At 70.0% G+C, this 18,748-nt stretch carries 15 protein-coding genes; 12 read left to right on the top strand and 3 right to left on the bottom strand.

What is annotated here, in order from left to right; all coding sequences use genetic code 11:
• Positions 1 to 21: 21 nt before the first annotated feature.
• From A3Q40_RS19250 to thrC, 6 genes are read left to right on the top strand one after another with little or no spacing between them, the layout of a single operon-like run.
• A complete protein-coding gene (locus A3Q40_RS19250; RefSeq protein WP_069972996.1) occupies positions 22 to 2,310 on the top strand; it encodes a glycerol-3-phosphate 1-O-acyltransferase in 2,289 nt (762 codons plus the stop codon).
• Positions 2,307 to 3,755, top strand: a complete 1,449-nt coding sequence (locus tag A3Q40_RS19245; RefSeq protein WP_235606370.1) for an HAD-IB family hydrolase — start codon at positions 2,307 to 2,309, stop codon at positions 3,753 to 3,755. Before A3Q40_RS19250 ends, A3Q40_RS19245 begins: the two co-directional genes overlap by 4 nt.
• Positions 3,745 to 4,821, top strand: a complete 1,077-nt coding sequence (locus A3Q40_RS19240) for an adenylate/guanylate cyclase domain-containing protein (RefSeq protein ID WP_068104655.1) — start codon at positions 3,745 to 3,747, stop codon at positions 4,819 to 4,821. Before A3Q40_RS19245 ends, A3Q40_RS19240 begins: the two co-directional genes overlap by 11 nt.
• An 8-nt stretch (positions 4,822 to 4,829) precedes the next feature.
• The gene (locus tag A3Q40_RS19235) at positions 4,830 to 5,948 is read left to right on the top strand and encodes a spore photoproduct lyase family protein (RefSeq protein WP_068104653.1); all 1,119 of its coding nucleotides are present in this window, start codon (positions 4,830 to 4,832) and stop codon (positions 5,946 to 5,948) included.
• Between the two features lie 2 nt (positions 5,949 to 5,950).
• The gene (locus A3Q40_RS19230; protein ID WP_068104651.1) at positions 5,951 to 6,754 is read left to right on the top strand and encodes a DNA-formamidopyrimidine glycosylase family protein; all 804 of its coding nucleotides are present in this window, start codon (positions 5,951 to 5,953) and stop codon (positions 6,752 to 6,754) included.
• 52 nt (positions 6,755 to 6,806) lie between these two features.
• Complete coding sequence (thrC, locus tag A3Q40_RS19225) at positions 6,807 to 8,255, top strand: threonine synthase (RefSeq protein ID WP_068106719.1); 1,449 nt, start codon at positions 6,807 to 6,809, stop codon at positions 8,253 to 8,255.
• 53 nt (positions 8,256 to 8,308) lie between these two features.
• Here the strand turns inward: thrC and A3Q40_RS19220 are convergent, their stop codons facing one another.
• On the bottom strand, positions 8,309 to 8,734 hold the full coding sequence (locus A3Q40_RS19220; protein WP_068106716.1) for a MarR family winged helix-turn-helix transcriptional regulator: 426 nt from the start codon (positions 8,732 to 8,734) through the stop codon (positions 8,309 to 8,311).
• Between the two features lie 285 nt (positions 8,735 to 9,019).
• On the opposite strand from A3Q40_RS19220, the gene A3Q40_RS19215 reads away from it, so the two are divergent.
• From A3Q40_RS19215 to A3Q40_RS19200, 4 genes are all read left to right on the top strand, one after another.
• Positions 9,020 to 11,077, top strand: coding sequence for an MMPL family transporter (locus A3Q40_RS19215; protein ID WP_068106713.1), 2,058 nt, complete (start codon positions 9,020 to 9,022; stop codon positions 11,075 to 11,077).
• Entirely contained in the window at positions 11,074 to 11,679 is a 606-nt protein-coding gene (locus tag A3Q40_RS19210; RefSeq protein WP_068104649.1) for a lipocalin family protein, read from the top strand. Before A3Q40_RS19215 ends, A3Q40_RS19210 begins: the two co-directional genes overlap by 4 nt.
• Before the next feature lie 127 nt (positions 11,680 to 11,806).
• A complete protein-coding gene (locus A3Q40_RS19205) occupies positions 11,807 to 12,187 on the top strand; it encodes a hypothetical protein (RefSeq protein ID WP_068104647.1) in 381 nt (126 codons plus the stop codon).
• Positions 12,180 to 12,614, top strand: a complete 435-nt coding sequence (locus A3Q40_RS19200) for a hypothetical protein (RefSeq protein WP_068104645.1) — start codon at positions 12,180 to 12,182, stop codon at positions 12,612 to 12,614. Before A3Q40_RS19205 ends, A3Q40_RS19200 begins: the two co-directional genes overlap by 8 nt.
• On the opposite strand, the gene A3Q40_RS19195 is transcribed toward A3Q40_RS19200, so the two are convergent.
• On the bottom strand, positions 12,611 to 13,039 hold the full coding sequence (locus A3Q40_RS19195) for a type II toxin-antitoxin system Rv0910 family toxin (RefSeq protein ID WP_068104643.1): 429 nt from the start codon (positions 13,037 to 13,039) through the stop codon (positions 12,611 to 12,613). The two genes, A3Q40_RS19200 and A3Q40_RS19195, sit on opposite strands and share 4 nt — an antisense overlap.
• A 105-nt stretch (positions 13,040 to 13,144) precedes the next feature.
• Here A3Q40_RS19195 and A3Q40_RS19190 point away from each other — a divergent pair, with 105 nt between their 5' ends.
• Together A3Q40_RS19190 and A3Q40_RS19185 are read left to right on the top strand one after the other, a co-directional pair.
• A complete protein-coding gene (locus A3Q40_RS19190; RefSeq protein WP_068104640.1) occupies positions 13,145 to 15,442 on the top strand; it encodes an ATP-dependent DNA ligase in 2,298 nt (765 codons plus the stop codon).
• Between the two features lie 219 nt (positions 15,443 to 15,661).
• Entirely contained in the window at positions 15,662 to 16,870 is a 1,209-nt protein-coding gene (locus A3Q40_RS19185; RefSeq protein WP_068104639.1) for a lipase family protein, read from the top strand.
• 4 nt (positions 16,871 to 16,874) lie between these two features.
• Here A3Q40_RS19185 and A3Q40_RS19180 read toward each other — a convergent pair whose 3' ends face one another.
• On the bottom strand, positions 16,875 to 18,743 hold the full coding sequence (locus tag A3Q40_RS19180) for an ABC transporter ATP-binding protein (protein WP_068106711.1): 1,869 nt from the start codon (positions 18,741 to 18,743) through the stop codon (positions 16,875 to 16,877).
• Positions 18,744 to 18,748: the final 5 nt, after the last annotated feature.

Here is an 18,748-nt window from a genome sequence, read left to right as displayed (position 1 = left end):
GTTCTCGGGAGAAGGCACGCCATGTCGCTGGACACGACCCCGTCCGACACGTCCTCGTCCACGGCGGCGGCGCGGGACCAACTGTTCCTGATCGACGCGGTGACCGACGAGGACGTCCAGATCGCCTCGGCGTGGATCGAGCGGCACAGCCGGGTTCCGGATCCGCGCACCGTTCCGATGACGGGTCGCGCGCTCGACCGCGTCCTCGACGGTCTCACCGACGGCGACCCGCTGGTCACCCCGGTACGGGTGGTTCACACCAAGCCGGATACGCCGTCGCGGGGCCTGCGTCGCTGGATCCGTCCCCGCAAGGGTGACGCCCGGGTCGCCGTCGGCGAACCGGCCACGCTGAGCGACCTGCGTCAGCGGTTCGAGGCGACGGCCGGCCGCTCCTTGTCGACGTACGTGGCGCGGCAGGCCAGCCTGACTCTCGACCGGGCCGAGCGCGACATCATCGGCAACGAATACAAGGTGCCGCGGTTCGTGGTCGAGGAGTTGACCGAGCGATCGCAGTTCCGACGCGACCTGGCCGAGCTGTCGAAGTCGGTGAACACTCCGCTGGCCGAGGTCCGGGCGCGGGTGCACAAGATCCTCGACGAGATGGTCGCCACCGAGAACAAGCAGGCGGTGGAGCTGTGGGGGCAGCTCGGAGCGTTCTTCTCCCGGGCCTACCGCGTGGAGATCGACGACGAGTCTCTCGCCGCGCTGCGCGAACTGGACAAGTCCTATCCCCTGGTCTTCCTGCCCAATCACCGGTCGTACCTCGATCCGCTGGTGCTGCGGCCGGCGCTGCTGGACCAGGGTCTGCCCTTGAACCACGTCATGGGCGGCATCAACGTCGGGTTCTGGCCCATCGGCCCGCTGGCCAAGCGCAGCGGGGTGGTGCTGATCCAGCGGAAGTTCTCCGACGACGTCTACAAGTGGACCCTGCGCCAGTACATGAGCTTCCTGCTGAGCAAGAAGTTCAACCTCGAGTGGTACATCGAGGGTGGTCGGTCCCGGACGGGCAAGCTGCGGCCGCCCCGCTTCGGCCTGCTCACCTATCTGGTCGACGCCCTCGAGACCAGCACGGCGGCCGACGCGTACCTGGTGCCCACGTCGATCACCTACGACCGCCTGCACGAGGTCGGGGCCATGACGGCGGAGATGCACGGCGCGCAGAAGCAGGCCGAGGGCATCAGGATGGCCATCGACTACGTCCGGGCACAGGGCAAGATCCGCGGCACCGTCTATCTGCGGTTCGGCACGCCCATGTCCGTCCGCGCCTTCCTCGAGGAGCACGAAGACAAGCGCGTGGCGGTGCAGCGGGCCGCCCTGGCGGTGTCGCACGCCATCAACGAGGCCACCCCCGTGACGCCGGCGGCGCTGGTGGCGATGGCGATGCTCGGCACCGAGGACCGCGCCCTCGACATGGCCGAGATGTGCGGGGTGATCGATCCGCTGGCGCACTACATCCGCCTACGCGGCCTGCCGACGGCCGGCGGTGTGGACCTGACCGATCGCGCCGTCGTCACCGCGGCGCTGCGCACCCAGGTGACGGCCGGAGTCGTCACGCGGTTCGACGACGGCCCGGAGCCGCTCTACCTGCTGGCGCAGGACAAGCACCTGGTCGCCTCGTTCTTCCGGAACAACACCATCCACTTCTTCGTCATGCGCGCGATCGGCGAACTGGTGGTGCTGCGCACCGAGGACTGCCCGCAGGGTGTGGCGGGGGCCGACGATCTGTGGCGGTCCGCGCTCGAACTGCGCGACCTGCTCAAGTTCGAGTTCTTCTTCGGTGACAAGCGGGAGTTCGGCGCGCGTCTGGAAGCCGAGGTCGACCTGATCGACCCGGGCTGGCGGGACCGATTGGACACTCCGGGCTACGCCGTCAGCACCCTCGAGCGTCAGCCGTTCCACCTCGCCCATCGCGTGCTGCAGCCGATCTTCGAGGCGTACCAGGTGGTGGCCGATCGCCTGGTGCTCGCCGACCCGAACGCCGAGTTCGACAAGGCATCGTTCCTCACCGAGTGCCTCGGCGTCGCGCATTCGCGCCGGCTCCGTCAGGAGCTCGATCACAGCGAGGCCATCTCCAACGAATTGTTCGACACGGCACTGCAATTGGCGGACAACCGGGGGATCCTAGACTCGGAGGCACCGGACGTGCGCGAGCGCCGCGAGCAGTTCGCGGTGGAGATCGCCGCCTGGGGGCGGGTGTCGCGTCGAATCAGAGCCATGGTGTACCGCAGACTCGCCGGGCACGAGGGTGCCGCCGACTCCCCGCTCGCCGACCACCCGACCGACGCCGACCGATCCGGAGAATCACGGTGACCTCTCGCCCGGCCCAGTCCCTGACCGATCTGCTCGACCTCGTCGCCGCGGCCCCCGAGGGCCCGGAGGTGGTCGCGTTCTTCGACTTCGACGGCACCGTGATCGACGGGTACTCGGCCACGGCCGTGTTCAAGGAGCGTCTACGCCGCTTCGACGTCGACCTGTTCGAACTGTGGGACATCAGCAGTGCCGTCGTCGAGATGCGGCTGCGCGGCACCACGGTGGACAACCTCATGGACAAGGCGGTGCGCGCTCTCGCCGGCAAGACGCACGAGGAGTTGATGGAGCAGGCCTACCTGCTGTTCCGGTCGGAGATCGCGTCGCAGATCTTCCCGCAGGTGCGCACGTTGATCGCCGCACACAAGGCGCGGGGGCACCGCATCGTGCTCTCGACGTCGGCCACGCCGTACCAGGCGACCCCGGTGGCGGAGGACCTCGGTTTCGACGCCCTCATCTGCACCCATCCCGAGATCGGGGACGACGGCGTGCTCACCGGCTCGCTCGACGGTCTGTCGCTGTGGGGTCCGCGCAAGGCAGCGGGCATCGAGGACTGGGCGACGGCCGAGAAGGTCGATCTCGCCGGCTGTTTCGGCTACTCGAACGGCGCCGAGGACGTGCCGATGCTCGAGACGGTCGGCATCCCCGTCGCGCTCAATCCCGACGGCGACCTCGACCGCACCGCCCGCGACCGCGGCTGGGCACGCGTCCGGCTGCAGAAACCGACGACGGGTGTCGACGTCACGTCGACCGTGCGCAGCGTCGCGGCGCTCGGTTCGGTGCTGGCCAGCGCCGGACTGGGTGCCACACTCGGGCTGTTGAGCGGGTCACGTCGGGTGGGCGCCAACATCACCAATTCCGTGGCGCCCGAACTGGCGTTGGCCCTGACGGGCATCGAGGTGGAGGTGATCGACGAGGCCAACGCCTGGTCGCACCGGCCGGCGGTGTTCCTCTTCAACCACCAGTCGACGATGGACATGATCGTCGTCGCCCGGGTCTTGCGACGCGACATCACCGCCGTCGCCAAGAAGGAGTTGGCGCGCGACCCCCGGTTCGCGCCGCTCGGCGCGTTGTTCGACGTCGCCTACGTCGACCGGGCGAACGGCGCGCAGGCCCGCGACGCGATCAAACCGGCCATCGAGAAGCTGCAGAACGGTACCTCCGTCGCCATCGCCCCGGAGGGCACGCGGATGCCGACCTCGCGACTGGGTCGATTCAAGAAGGGTGCCTTCCACCTGGCGATGGAGGCGGGCGTGCCGGTGGTGCCCCTGGTCCTCGAGGGCGCCGGCGACGTGATGTTCCGGTCCGCGTTCACGGCGCACCCCGGCAAGGTGACGGTGACCGTGGGCGCACCGGTTCCCACGGACGACTGGACCCCCGACACGCTCGACGAGCACATCGCCGAGGTCCGCGAGTTCTACGAGCGGACGCTCGGCCATGTCCGATAACACCGACAGCGGCAGCCACACCGACACCGCCGACGCCACCCGCCGCCGGGTGGAGGACGCTCTGCTCGAATCCTCGGCGTCGTACACCCGCGAGGAGGTGGCCCGGCGCGCCGGTGTCGATCTCGACCGTGCCCGACGCCTGTGGGTCGCCATGGGTTTTCCCGTGAATCCGGACCCGGACGCGGTCATGTACACCGACGCCGACGTCGAGGCGCTGCGTGCACTCACGACGTTGGTGGACCGGAACGTCGTCGAGGAATCGATGGAGCTGGCCGTCGCCCGTACGCTCGGCCAGTCGATGTCACGCCTGGCGGAATGGCAAGTGGGCGTGGTCAACTCGTATATCGCCGCGCGGATTCGCGAGGACGAGGACGCGGCGGGCACGAGCGATCCGGATCGCATCCGACACGACGCCCGCGAACTGGCGGCCGACACCGTCCCGGCACTCGAGGCCCTGCAGAACTACGTGTGGCGTCGCCACCTGGCGGCCGTCGCGGGACGGTCACTGGACATCGACGGGTCGCCGGACAGCAGGCGCACCCTCGCGGTGGGGTTCGCGGACATGGTCGGCTACACCTCGCTCACCCGACGTCTCGACGTCGACGAGCTGACGTCGTTGCTCGAGGAGTTCGAATCGGTGGCCGGCGAGGTCATCGCGCGCGGACACGGATCGGTGGTGAAGAACGTCGGCGACGAGGTGATGTTCCAATGCGCCGACCCGGTCGACGCGGCCCGGATCGCCCTGCGACTGCACGAGGCGTTCGCCGACCGTGACGACGTGCCGGCGCTGCGGGTGGGCATCGCACTGGGGCCGGCGCTGGCCCGGTTCGGCGACCTGTACGGCTCGGTGGTCAACATCGCCGCGCGCCTGACGAGCAACGCCCATCCCGGCACCGTCCTGGTCGACGAGCACACGGCCGAGGCCCTGGCGGACGTCGACGAGTTCTACCTCAAGTCGCTGCGGCCGCTCCGGGTACGCGGCTTCCACAAACTGCGGACCTTCGCCCTGCGGCACAACCGTGATCACGGCGGCGACCGGGAAGGATCGAGCGACTCCGGGCGTTGACCAGGGCAATGACTTCTTCCCTGGCCACTCCCGCCGCGGCGTCCGACCTCGTGCAGCCCACCCGCCTGTGGACACCGAAGCACGTCGTCGTCACGGCGTCCGCGGCCGAGCAACCGCACACCGCCGAGATCCTGCGTCGGTGCGAGGCCGCAGGTGTCGACGACGTGACGATGCTGTCCGGCGACCGCATCACCGGCCTGCGGGGCGGGTCGGACCGCGAGGTGTACGCCCGAGCGAAGTCCACCCTGGCCGTCGTCGTCGCCCCGCCGAGTGCCCGCAAGCCCCAGCCGATTCCGCCGAGCGCGGACTGGCGCATCGACCTGGCCAAGGGCTGCCCCGCGCACTGTCAGTACTGCTATCTCGCGGGCTCGCTGTCGGGACCGCCGATCACCCGCGTGTACGCGAACCTCGACGAGGTGCTCGCCCCGATCGCCACGCACGTCGGCCGGGGCACGGTCACGTCCGGCACCGCCGAGCGTGCACACGAGGGCACGACGTTCGAGATGTCCTGCTACACCGACCCGTTGGGCATCGAGCGGGTCACGGGGTCCCTGGCCGCCGCGATCGCACGGGTCGGCGCCGGCGAGTTCGGCGACGACGCCTCGATCCGCTTCACCACCAAGTTCGACGACGTCACCGAGTTGGCCACGCTGGACCACGGTGGGCGCACGCGGGTGCGGTTCTCGGTCAACGCGGCCGACGTCGCCCACCGGTTCGAGGGCGGCACCGCCAGGATGCCCGCGCGACTGGCGGCGCTGCGCACCCTGGCCCGCGCGGGGTACCCGGTGGGTGTGACCATCGCCCCGATCATGCCGATCCCCGGGTGGCGTGAGCAGTACGGGCAGCTGCTCGCCGACCTGGCCGACGCCGTGGCGGACGTCCCCGACCTCGACCTCACCGCCGAGATCATCACGCATCGCTTCACGCCCGCCAGCAAGGACGTGCTGCTCGGCTGGTACCCCGCCACGAAGCTGGAGATGGACGAGGACGCGCGCAGCGCCAAGCGATCGAAGTTCGGCGGGGTCAAGTACGTGTATCCGAAGGACGTCATGGCCGAGATGCGCTCGTGGTTCACCGCCGAGCTCGACCGAACGGTCCCGTCCGCGCAGCTGCTCTACTGGACCTAGCCGTGCCGGAAGGGGACACCGTCTTCGCGCTCGCGCGTCGGCTCCGGCCCGCGCTCGACGGACAGCGGCTCGCCGTCGGACGTCTGAACGTCCCTGCCCACGCGACCGCCGACCTGTCGGGGCGGACGGTGCTCGGGCATCGCACGATCGGCAAGCACCTGCTCACGGACTTCGACGACGGCCTCACCCTGCACACGCACCTGAAGATGACCGGGTCGTGGACCGTGACCCGGCCGGGCCGACGGCTGCCGCGTCGGCTGGCTCCCGACGTCCGGGTGGAGCTCGGTGTGGTCGACGGACCCACGGCGTACGGCATCACGCTGCCGCTGGTGCAGCTCATGACCACGCCCGACGCCGCCCGCGCCCTCGCCTACCTCGGCCCGGACCCCCTGCACGACGACTTCGACGCCGCGCTCGCCGCCGCGAACGTCCGCGCGGATCCGCGGCCGGTGATCGCGGTCCTGCTGGACCAGCGCGTCATGGCGGGGCCGGGCAACCTGTGGGCCAACGAGCTGTGCTTCCTGCGCGGACTCGGACCCTGGGTTCCCGCGTCGGAGGTCGACGCCGATCGGCTGGTCGCCCTCACCCGCAGGACGATGCGCCATTCCGCGACCGTGCCCGGCGCGATGCAGGTGACCACCGGCGACACCCGTCCCGGCCGGCAACACTGGGTGGCGGGACGAGCCGGCAAACCCTGCCTGCGCTGCGGCACCACCATCCGCGTGGTGGCCGAGGTGCCGGGCGATCCCGAGCGTCGTCGTACCTGGTGGTGCCCGCACTGCCAGCCGGGTCCGGACCGGCCCTGACGTGCGGTGATAGGTTGACTGCCGTACCCGGCCGGCGATCAGGAAGACAGTGATGCAGTATCAGTCCACGCGGGGCCACGACGTGCCCCAGCATTTCTCGGACATCCTGCTCGGCGGCCTGGCCCCGGACGGCGGGCTCTACCTGCCCGCCGAGTACCCGCAGGTGACGACGGACGAGCTCGAGTCGTGGCGGTCGCTCTCCTATGCCGATCTCGCCTACGAGGTCCTGCGGAAGTTCGTCGACGACATCCCCGAGGACGCGCTGCGCGACATCACCCGGCGGACCTACACCGCCGAGGTCTACGGCAACGGCCGCCCCGGCGACGACACCGCGCTCATCACCCCGCTGCGCACCCTCGGCGAGGAGGAGGGCGCGCCGCTGCACCTGCTGGGCCTGTCCAACGGGCCCACGCTCGCCTTCAAGGACATGGCGATGCAGCTGATCGGCAACCTCTTCGAGTACACGCTGGCCCGTGACGACGCCGAACTGAACATCCTCGGCGCGACCTCCGGAGACACCGGCAGCGCCGCCGAGCACGCGATGCGCGGCAAGCGCGGCATCCGTGTGGTCATGCTGAGCCCGCACGGCCGCATGAGCAGCTTCCAGCGGGCGCAGATGTTCAGCCTGCAGGACGAGAACATCGTCAACCTCGCGGTCGAGGGCAACTTCGACGACTGCCAGGACATCGTCAAGGCCGTCTCGCGCGACGCGGAGTTCAAGGCGCACCACGCCATCGGCACGGTCAACTCCATCAACTGGGCGCGCGTCGTCGCGCAGGTCGTCTACTACGTCCACGGTTGGCTGCTCGCCACCGACGGCCCGGGGCAGCGGGTGTCGTTCTCCGTCCCGTCGGGCAACTTCGGCAACGTCTGCGCGGGGCACATCGCCCGGTGCATGGGTCTGCCGATCGACCGCCTCGTCGTCGCCACGAACGAGAACGACGTGCTCGACGAGTTCTTCCGCACGGGTGTCTACCGGCCGCGGTCGGCCGCCGAGACCCACCACACGTCGAGCCCGAGCATGGACATCTCGAAGGCCTCGAACTTCGAGCGGTTCCTCTACGACCTGGTCGATCGCGACGCCGCCCGGCTGGGCGAGCTGTTCTCCCGCCTCGACACCGAGGGCGGCTTCGACTTCACCGGCACTCCCGAGTTCGACCGTATCGCCGACGATTTCGGGTTCGTCTCCGGACGCAGCACCCACGGCAACCGTGTCGAGACCATCCGCGACGTCCACGAGCGGTACGGGGTCGCCATCGACCCGCATACCGCCGACGGGGTCACCGTTGCCCGGCACCACCTCACCGCGGGTGTGCCGATGATCGTGCTCGAGACGGCGCTGCCGGCGAAGTTCGCCGACATCGTCCGCGAAGCGCTCGGCCGTGACCCGGAGCGGCCGGCGGCCTTCGAGGGCATCGAGGACCTGCCGCAGAAGTTCGACGTGGTTCCGGCGGACGCGGACCGGGTGAAGGCGGTCATCGCCGAGCACACCGGGCGCTAAGGAGTAGTCACCCGGCTGTCCCACCCGGCGTCAGCCGGCGATCTCACCCGGCGTCAGCCGGCTATTTCACGGTGGTAGGCCGCCATCGCTGCGGTGAGGGCGCCGAAGACGCGGTGGGCGGCGTCGAGGTCGGAGTCGGGCAGGTCGGCCATGGCGTCGCGGACGTGCACGCCGAGCGGACCGAAGAACTCGCGGGCCACCTCCATGCCGGGCTCGTCGTAGCGCAGGATGACCCGTCGTCGATCGCGGGTGTCCGGCTCGCGGCGGATGTGGCCGGACGTGATCATGCGCTCGACGAGGTAGGTCATCGCGGCCGAGGACAGGCCGAGGACGGAGCCGAGCTCGCCCGGCGAGACGGGGCGACCGCTCACGTCGGCCACCATGATGTGCAACAACGCGCGGAAGTCGTTGGCGCTCAAGCTGTGCTGCGCGCCGAACACGCGACCGAGACGATCGGACTCGGCGGTCATCGCACGCATGTCCGACGCGATGCGCGACTCCAGTTCGGCCCGGTGCGACGGCGGTTCCGCAGGATCGCCGTGGGGTACACCGGCGGTGGGACGGCTGTCCTGGACTGACATCGACACTCCTTCGACCGCAGTCAGACTACCCGCGTCAAAGTATCTCAGTTGCTGAATCATCAAGAAACTGAGATAGTTGCTTCCGTGAGCGCATCGACCGCACCCGCCGAGCCGCAGTCCCCGGCGTCCCCGCAGACCCTCTGGAGCCGCGTCTCCGCCCTCGTCTCCTCGCGCCGGTCGTGGATCGTCGCGCTGATCGTCACGATCGCGGCCATCGGCCTGGTCGGCGGAGTGGGGGCCAACGACGCCGCCGAGAGCTCCCCGAGCTCGGTGCCCACCGACGCGGAGTCGGCCAGGGCGAGTGCGTTGCTCGAGCAGTTCCCCGACGCCGACGTCACCTCGACGATCCTCGTCGCCACCCGCGCGGACGGCGGGGCGCTGACGCCGCAGGACCTCACGGCCGTCGACGAGGCACGCGGCCGCATGCTCGGGGTCGATCGCGGTGTCGACGCGAATACCCTTGCGGCCCCGGTGATCCCGTCGCCCGACGGGCAGGCGGCCATCGCCCCCGTCCAGCTCTCCACTGCGGAGACGGGCCTCGGGCTGTCCGAGACGGTCACCGAGCTCCGCGACGCCGCCCGCACCGGTGCTCCCGACGACCTCGTTCTCCAGGTCACCGGCGGCCCCGCCTTCGGCGCCGACATCGCCGACTCGTTCTCGGGGGCGAACTTCGTGCTGCTCGGCGTCACGGCCCTGGTGGTCGCCGTGCTGCTCATCGTCACCTACCGCTCCCCCGTGCTGTGGCTCGTTCCGTTGGCGGTCATCGGATTCGGCGACCGCGTGGCGTCGTCCGTCGGCACCGCGGTCGCGGAGCTGACCGGACTGTCGTTCGACGGCAGCACCTCGGGCATCACCAGCGTTCTGGTGTTCGGCGCCGGCACCAACTACGCGCTGCTGCTGATCTCCCGCTACCGCGAGGAGTTGCGCCGCGAAGCCGATCACCGTGTCGCGCTGCGTCTGGCGGTCCGACGTGCGGGTCCGGCGATCCTGGCCAGCAACGCCACCGTGGTGCTCGCACTGCTCACCCTTCTGCTCGGAACCCTGCCCAGCACACGCAGTCTCGGCGGATTGGCCGCAGCCGGCCTCGTGGTCGCCGCGATCTTCGTGCTGTTCGTGCTCCCGCCGCTGCTGGCCCTGTTCGGGCGGAAGCTGTTCTGGCCGTTCGTTCCCCGCGTCGGTGACCCGGAACCGACCGACAGGGGCGTCTTCTTCCGCATCGCGTCGGGCGTGAGCCGCCGTCCCGGCCCCACCGCCGTCGTGTCCCTCGCCGCCCTCGCGGTCTGTGCGCTGGGCCTGATCGGGACGAACGTCGGCCTCTCCCAGACCGAGCAGTTCCGCGTCGAAGCCGAGGCCGTGAGCGGAATCGACACGCTCGCCGAGCATTTCCCGGCCGGTCAGTCCGATCCCACCGTGGTGATCGCGCGCACCGACGCCGCCCCGGCCGTGCAGGACGCGCTCGACGCGGCCCCCGGCGTCGTCTCCGCCACCGAGACGGCAGCGTCCACCACCGGCCTCACCGAGTGGTCGGTCGTCCTGGACGGTGAGCCGGCGTCCGACGCCGCGTTCGACGCCGTCCGGGCCGTGCGCGGCGAACTCGCCGCCGTTCCGAACGCCGACGCAGTGGTGGGCGGCAGCGACGCCGAGGCGCTGGACACGGCCGATGCCGCACAGCGGGATCGGCTGGTGATCATCCCGGTGATCCTGGCCGTCGTGCTCGCCGTCCTGTTCCTGTTGCTGCGGTCCGTGGCCGCGCCGCTGATCCTGGTGGCCACCACGGTCCTCAGCACCGTCGCCGCTTTGGGCGTGGGCAGCTGGGCCAGCCAGACCGTCTTCGGCTTCCCCGCACTGGGGGACAACGTGCCGCTCTTCGCGTTCCTGTTCCTCGTGGCCCTGGGCGTCGATTACACGATCTTCCTGGTCACCCGCGCGCGGGAGGAGATGCCGGAGCACGGCACTCGCACCGGCATCGTCCGGGCGGTCGCTTCGACGGGCGCGGTCATCACCAGCGCGGGCATCGTGCTGGCCGCCGTGTTCGCGGTGCTGGGCGTGTTGCCGCTCATCCTGCTGACCCAGCTGGGCATCATCGTCGGCATCGGAATCCTGCTCGACACGTTCGTCGTCCGCACCATCGTCATCCCCGCGCTGTTCACGTCGGTCGGCCCGCGCATCTGGTGGCCGACCAGGCTCGACCCCCGATCCGAACACTCACCGACACCCACCCACGAAGGAGCTCACCGATGAGTCGCACGTTCGCCCGAGCCGCCGCCGCGCTCGCCCTCGCCACCGGAGCCGTCCTCGCCGGCAGCGGTGCCGCGTCCGCCCAGCCGCTGTGGGAGCCGCTGCAGCCGATCCAGAAGCTGGACATCGAGCGCTACACCGGTGACTGGTGGCAGCTCGCCGCCGTCCCCCAGCCGTTCAACCTGAATTGCGCCAAGGACACCAAGGCGAACTACCAGCTGCTCGACCCGGCGAACGTCCGGGTGCAGAACACCTGCACCCGCTGGGACGGCGGCCGCAACGAGATCCTCGGCAACGCGCGGGTCAACGATCCCGTCACGCAGGCGCAGCTGCACGTGAGCTTCCCCGGCGTCCCCACCCAGGACAACCCGGACGGCCCCACCAACTACATCGTCACCGACATCGCCGACGACTACTCGTTGGCGCTGGTCGGCGATCCGTTCCGCACGTCGGGCTTCGTCCTGTCGCGCTCCCCGCAGGTTTCCGCGGAGAAGTGGCAGGAGATCCGGCGCGTGGTCGAGAGCCGCGGATACAACGCGTGCCTGGTGATCACCTCGCCCACCACCGAGGGGTCGAACGAGATCCGTCCGCTCTGCACCGTCTGACGGACTCGGTATCGTCCGTCGGACTCCGTCCTCTGCACCCTCCGACGGCTCGCCCGGTCGGCCGTCGCGGTGGCTCGCGTCACCGCGACGGCCGACGGGCTTCGCTCGCCGATAAACTGGGTTCACCATGCTCACACCCATCACGGTCGCGCTCTACGTGCTTCCCCTCGTCGCCGCGGGGTGGGCGACGGTGAAGATCGTCCGCGACAAGCCGCTGCTGCTGGCCCACCGCAGCGACCGCGTCTTCTTCCGCTTCCTCGTCGGCATCGAACTGCTGGTCATCGTGCAGGCCGTGGTCGGCTTCGTGAGCCTCGCGGTCACCGACCATCAGGTCCACGCGGTGACTTTCGGCGCCTACCTGATCGGGCTCGCGCTGCTGCTGCCCCTCGGGGTCTGGTGGTCGCTCGGCGACCGCAGCCGCGGCGGCACCGCCGTCCTCGTCGTCGTCACCCTCACGCTCGCGGTCATGGTGCTGCGACTGACCCAGATCTGGAACGGCCATGCCTGACGCCCGCACCGCCGACACCCGCGCGACCTTGGCCGCCACGACACGGTCGGGGCCCGGGCGCATCCTCATCGCGCTCTACGCGATCTTCTCCGTGGCGGCGACGTCTCGATCGGCGGTGCAGATCGCGACGCGGTTCGACGCCGCCCCGATCGCCTTCCTGCTGTCGGCGTTCGCCGCCGTGGTCTACATCGTCGGCACCGTCTGCCTGGCCCGTGCATCGGTGGTCTCCCGCCGGATCGCCACGATCTCGTGCGTGGTCGAGCTGGTCGGCGTGGTGGCCGTATCCATCGCCAGTTACGTGGTGCCACAGGAGTTCCCGGAGCCGACGGTCTGGTCGCACTTCGGATCCGGCTACCTCTTCGTGCCGGTGGTCCTGCCCATCGCCGCTCTCTGGTGGCTGCGACGCACCGAGCGCGCGAGCAGCTAACCCAACTTGGCCAGGTTGGTCACCGAGTCCCGCACGTCGGATTCGAGCACCTTGGCCACCACCGTGCCGATCGGGCCGCTGAGCAGTCCGCCGCGGAAGTTCGCCTCCAGGGTGAAGGTCGAGCCCGCGTTCTTCGGCGATACCGTCATCCGCAGGTCGATCTTGACCCCGCCCTTGCCGGTGCCGAGCAGCGCGATCTCGTGCGGCTTGTCGTACTCGGCGATGGTCCAGGTGATGACGTTGCGGAAACCCTTGACCTTGATCAGCGAATCGACCGTGACGCCCTCGTGCAGCGTCGTGGGAATCGGGCTGCGCCAGCCGCCGAAGATGGTCATCCACTCGTCGAAACCCGACAGGTCCGACGCCCGCGCCCAGGCCTCGTCCGGTGTCATCGTCGACTCCACCGACACGTTCACTCCCGCCACGCGGTTCCTCGCTCCCTGTTGGCCGTCCGGGTCCATCTGTACCCACCCTTCGCTCGCCACAACCGTCCCGAGGTTCTCGGGGCGCGCCCGCCTAGGGTGGTACGCATGCCACCCGCCGGGTCGACGCGTCGCGAGATCGATGGGCACACGCTGGCCTTCACCAATCCGGACAAGGTCCTGTATCCGGAGACCGGCACCACCAAGGCCGAGGTGATCGACTACTACCTCGCCGTGGCCGACGCCATGCTGCCGCATCTGGCCGGTCGGCCGGTCACCCGCAAGCGGTGGCCGAACGGCGTCGACCACCCGGCGTTCTTCGAGAAGAACCTCGCCGCATCGGCTCCGGACTGGTTGGACCGCCGCCGCATTCACCATTCGGACCGCGTCGTGGTGTACCCGGTGTTCCACGGCCCCGCCGACCTCGCGTGGCTCGGGCAGCAGGCGGCCCTCGAGGCGCACGTCCCCCAGTGGACCTTCGATCGCGACGAGCAGGGCAAGGCCACCCGCATCGTCTTCGACCTCGATCCCGGCGACGACGTCGACCTCGACACGTGCGCGACGGTCGCGTGCGCGGTGCGGACCATGGTCACCGACATCGGACTGACCGCGTTCCCACTCACGAGCGGCAGCAAGGGAATTCACCTCTACGTGCCGCTGGAGAAGCCGGTCACCTCGGCCGGGGCGTCCACCGTGGCCAAGCGGGTGGCCACCCTGCTCGAGGGCACGATGCCCGACCTCGTGACGGCGTCGATGTCCAAGGCGCTGCGTCCCGGCAAGGTGTTCCTCGACTGGAGCCAGAACAACGGCAAGAAGACCACCATCGCGCCCTACTCGCTGCGCGGCCGCAGCCGACCCACCGTGGCCGCCCCGCGGACCTGGGAAGAGATAGAGGGCGGCGGGCTGACCCAACTCGCGTTCACCGAGGTGATCGACCGCCTGCACCGCGACGGGGACCTGCTGGCCGATCTGGACGCCGCCGTCCCCGGGGGCACCGCCGACCGGTTGGGACCGTATCGCGGCAAGCGCACCACGTCGCGCACGCCCGAGCCCGTCCCGACCGGGACGACACCGGAATCTCGTTCCGCCGCAACCACGTTCGTCATCCAGGAACATCACGCGCGCCGGTTGCACTACGACTTCCGACTCGAACGCGACGGCGTTCTCGTCTCGTGGGCCGTGCCGAAGAACCTGCCCACCGACACCACGTCGAACCACCTCGCCGTCCACACCGAGGACCACCCCCTCGACTACGCCACGTTCGAGGGCACGATTCCGGCGGGCGAGTACGGCGGCGGCGAGGTCACCGTCTGGGATCACGGCACCTACATCGAGGAGAAGTGGCGGGACGACGAGGTCATCGTGACCCTGACCGGCGAACGCGTCTCCGGCCGCTACGCCCTGATCCGGACCGGCGGCGATCAGTGGCTGGTGCGGCGGACCAAGACCACCGCCTCCGGCGTCCCGCAGGGTGACACGGCCCTGCCCACGCGCGTGCGTCCGATGCTCGCGACCGCCGGCGAGCTGGACGCGCTCGACGCCGACCAGTGGTCGTTCGAGGGCAAGTGGGACGGCGTGCGCGTCGTCGCCACCGTCGACCACGGGCGCACGTTGCTCGAGAGTCGCACGGGACAGGACCTCACCCGTCGCTACGCGGGGATCACGGCGCTGGGGGCCGACCTGGCCGACCACGTCGTGGTCCTCGACGGCGAGGCCGTGGTGTACCGCGCCGACGGCGTCACCAGCTTCGAGGCGCTCCAGGACGCCCACCCCGACGACGTGCAGTACATCTGCTTCGACATCCTCCATCTCGACGGTACCGACCTGACGAACAAGAAGTTCGCCGACCGTCGTCGCATCCTCGAGCTGCTTCTCACCGGAATCGAGTCGGCCACCCTCTCTCCCCTGATGGCCGGTACCCCGGCCGGCGCGCTGGCCGAGAGCGAACGACGCGGGTGGGAGGGCATCGTCGCCAAGCGCCGCGATTCCGTCTACGAGGTCGGCCGTCGCAGCACCGCGTGGATCAAGGTGAAGAACTGGCGCACGCAGGAGGTGGTGATCGGCGGCTGGCGCGCCGGGAAGGGCGGGCGGGCCGGCAGCATCGGTTCCCTGCTGCTCGGTGTGCCCGAGGGCGACGGGCTGCGATACGTGGGTCGGGTCGGCACCGGGTTCACCGAGCGCGCCCGCGCGGACCTGCTCGATCGGCTGCGGCCGCTGGCGCGGGACGACTCTCCGTTCGACCGTCCGTTGCCGGCCGTGGATCGCAAGGATGCGACGTGGACCGAACCCGCGCTGGTCGGCGAGGTGCGGTTCTTCGAGTGGACCGAGGGCGGATCACTGCGTCATCCCAGTTGGCGCGGGCTGCGCGACGACAAGAGTCCCGCGGACGTGGTGCGGGAGCCCTGACCCCGACGAGGGCTACCCGGGACCCTTCACAACACCCCGGCATTCGATTGCCGGTGCTCGCGCGCATGGTTACGGTTCGGATACGGAGCGGGGTGCCGGTTGCTGTGCTCGTAGGGCACGGGGGGCGTCGGTTTTTCGGGACGATTACAGGTCCGGAGACGGGTGTGCCACTATCGGCGCCGACAACCGCACGGTCGGTTCGTAGGGAGTGGTAGCACCGTGAGCAGAATTCGTCGTTCGTTTCTCGTCGCCGTCGCGGCCGCGCTGGTCGCCGTCGGACTACCCGGTACGGCGTCGGCGGGGGCACAGATGCCCATCCCCAACGCCGATCCGTTCTACTCCGCGGGCGGTGACATCTCGGGGGTGGCCCCGGGCACGGTGTTGGCGGCGCGGCAGGTGCCCAATCCACCCAACTTCTTCGGGGTGAACACCTGGCAGCTCGCGTTCCGCAGTACGGCCAGCGAGGGCAAGCCCATCGTCGGCGTGACCACGGTCTTCGTGCCGATCGTCAAGGCACCCGACGGGCCGCTGCTGTCCTACCAGCAGATCGTCAACGCCCTCGGGCTGAAGTGCGCCCCGTCTCAGGCGCTGTACTCCACCGACCCCAACGTCGTCATCCGTGACGCGGCGGCGCTGAACGTCGTGTTCCAGCGGGGCTGGTCGGTGGCCATGACCGATCACCTCGGCCCCACCAGCGCCTACGGTGCGGCCAAGCTCGGTGGCCAGCTCACCCTCGACGGGATTCGCGCCGCCAAGAACTTCGACCCGCTGCAGCTCCGCAACAGCTCGGTCGCCATGGCCGGCTACTCAGGCGGCGGCATGGCCACCGCCTGGGCGGCGGCGCTGGCCCCGTCCTACGCCCCCGAGCTGAACATCGTGGGCAGCGCCCAGGGCGGCGTGCCGATGAGCCTGGTGAAGATGGGCTACCTGCTCGGCGAGGACACCCCGCATCCGGCGTTCGGGCTGGTACTCGCCGCCGCCATCGGCCTGGGCCGCGAGTACCCGGACCGCATGCCGGTCTCGGAGAACCTGACCCCGCAGGGCACCGCGATGATGAACCAGGTCGCCAACTCCTGCACCAACGACATCCTCGCCGTCGGCGCGAACCACAGCGCGGCGGAGATCACCGCCAACCGGTCCGTGTTCCAGGATCCCGAGGGTCGGCGCGTGGTGGAGGAGAACAGCCTCGAGCTCTACCCCGGCATCCCGCGGGCCCCGATCTTCGAGTGGCACAGCCCCACCGACGTCCTGATCCCGGTGGACGCCATCGACAACTCGACCCGGCGGTACTGCGCGGCCGGCACCCCGGTGCAGACCCTGCTGACGCCGAGCCCGGACCACCTGTCGGCGGCTCTGCTGGGCCTGCCCGCCGCGCTGCAGTGGCTGAACGACCGCTTCGCCGGGCTGCCCGCGCCCAGTACCTGCTGACCGGTCAGGTGCGGACGGGCTCGTCGAACTGCGTGCGGTACAGCTCGGCGTAGCGGCCGGAGGTGGCCAGCAACTCCACGTGGGTCCCGCGCTCGACCACCCGTCCGTCCTCGATCACCAGAATCTGATCGGCGGCGCGAATGGTGGAGAGCCGGTGGGCGATGACGATCGAGGTACGTCCGTCCAGCGCCTCCGCCAGCGCCTCCTGCACCGCGGCCTCCGACGTGGAGTCCAGCGACGCCGTCGCCTCGTCCAACACCACCACCCGCGGACGGGCGAGCAACAGACGCGCGATGGTCACGCGCTGGCGCTCGCCACCGGAGAAGCGGTAACCGCGCTCGCCGACGACGGTCTCCAGACCGTCGGGCAGCGATCGCACCAGGTCGCCGAGGCGGGCGCGCTCGAGGGCGGACCAGACCTCCTCGTCGGTCGCCTCGGGACGCGCCAGCGTCAGGTTGGCCCGCAGGGTCTCATGGAACAGGTGGCCGTCCTGCGTCACCATGCCCACCGTCCCGCGGACGGACTCGGCCGTGAGGTCGCGGACGTCCACGCCGGCGAGACGCACCGCACCCCCGTCGACGTCGTACAGGCGTGAGACCAGCTGCGCGATGGTCGACTTCCCGGCACCCGACGAGCCCACCAGCGCCACCATGTGCCCGGGCTCGGCGCGGAACGAGATGCCGTGCAGCACTTCCTCACCGCCGCGGGAATCGAGGACGGCGACGTCCTCGAGCGAGGCCAGCGACACCTTGTCGGCCGACGGATAGGCGAACCGGACGTCGTCGAACTCGACCGTGACCGGCCCGTCCGGGACGGGACGGGCGTCCGGCGCGTCGACGATCAGGGGTTCGAGGTCGAGGATCTCGAAGACCCGCTCGAAGCTGACCACCGCACTCATGATGTCGACGCGCGCGCTCGCGAGTGCGGTCAACGGCGCGTAGAGCCGCGTGAGCAGCAGGGACATGGTGACCACCGACCCCGCGTCGAGGGTGCCGCGCAGGGCGTAGAAGCCGCCCAGTCCGTAGACGAGGGCGAGCGCCAACGCCGAGACCAGCGTGAGGGCGGTGACGAAGGTGGTCTGCACCATCGCGGTGCGCACCCCGATGTCCCGCACCCGGCCGGCCCGCGTCGCGAACTCCTGCGACTCGTGATCGGGGCGCCCGAACAGCTTGATCAACGTGGCGCCGGGCGCGGAGAAACGTTCGGTCATCTGCGTCGACATCGCCGCGTTGTGGCCGGCCGCCTCCCGTTGCAGCGTCGCGAGTTTCGCGCCCATCCGCCGCGCCGGGATCACGAAGACCGGAAGCAGGATCAACGCCAGCAGCGTGATCTGCCACGAGATCCCGATCATGACGACCAACGTCAGCAGCAGCGTGACGACGTTGCTGACCACGCCGGACAACGTGCCGCTGAACGCGCGCTGCGCACCGATGACGTCGTTGTTCAGTCGGGAGACCAATGCCCCCGTCCGCGTACGGGTGAAGAACGCGATGGGCATGCGCTGCACGTGATCGAAGACCCGTGTACGCAGATCGAGGATGAGGTTCTCCCCGATGCGCGACGACAGCCAGCGGTTGGCCAGCCCGCTGGCGGCGTCGAGCACCGCGACCAGGGCGATGACGACGGCGAGAATCAGCACCGTCCGGAACTCCACCCCGCGCACGATGCCGTCGACCACCCGGCCCGCGAGGATCGGCGTCGCCACGGCCAGCGACGCCGACACCACGCTGAGAATCAGGAACCCGATCAGCAGTCCGCGCAGTGGGCGGGCGAACACCAGGATCCGTCGCAGGGTGACGCGGGAGAACGGCCGCGCTTCCGGCGTGTGCATGCCGCGATACATCTGGCTGTACGCCACCGATTCCATGCTCACGACGC

It is taken from the genome of Rhodococcus sp. PBTS 1, from assembly GCF_001620025.1.
GTDB lineage: Bacteria > Actinomycetota > Actinomycetes > Mycobacteriales > Mycobacteriaceae > Rhodococcoides > Rhodococcoides kroppenstedtii.
This window is presented reverse-complemented; position numbering and strand designations above follow the sequence as displayed.

Excerpts from the sequence above, each read along its gene's own strand:
- A3Q40_RS19250 (WP_069972996.1), top strand. The coding sequence starts at position 22 with ATGTCGCTGGACACGACCCCGTCCGACACGTCCTCGTCCACGGCGGCG.
- A3Q40_RS19240 (WP_068104655.1), top strand. The coding sequence starts at position 3,745 with ATGTCCGATAACACCGACAGCGGCAGCCACACCGACACCGCCGACGCC.
- A3Q40_RS19235 (WP_068104653.1), top strand. The coding sequence starts at position 4,830 with ATGACTTCTTCCCTGGCCACTCCCGCCGCGGCGTCCGACCTCGTGCAG.
- thrC (WP_068106719.1), top strand. The coding sequence starts at position 6,807 with ATGCAGTATCAGTCCACGCGGGGCCACGACGTGCCCCAGCATTTCTCG.
- A3Q40_RS19220 (WP_068106716.1), bottom strand. The coding sequence starts at position 8,734 with ATGCGTGCGATGACCGCCGAGTCCGATCGTCTCGGTCGCGTGTTCGGC.
- A3Q40_RS19210 (WP_068104649.1), top strand. The coding sequence starts at position 11,074 with ATGAGTCGCACGTTCGCCCGAGCCGCCGCCGCGCTCGCCCTCGCCACC.
- A3Q40_RS19205 (WP_068104647.1), top strand. The coding sequence starts at position 11,807 with ATGCTCACACCCATCACGGTCGCGCTCTACGTGCTTCCCCTCGTCGCC.
- A3Q40_RS19200 (WP_068104645.1), top strand. The coding sequence starts at position 12,180 with ATGCCTGACGCCCGCACCGCCGACACCCGCGCGACCTTGGCCGCCACG.
- A3Q40_RS19190 (WP_068104640.1), top strand. The coding sequence starts at position 13,145 with ATGCCACCCGCCGGGTCGACGCGTCGCGAGATCGATGGGCACACGCTG.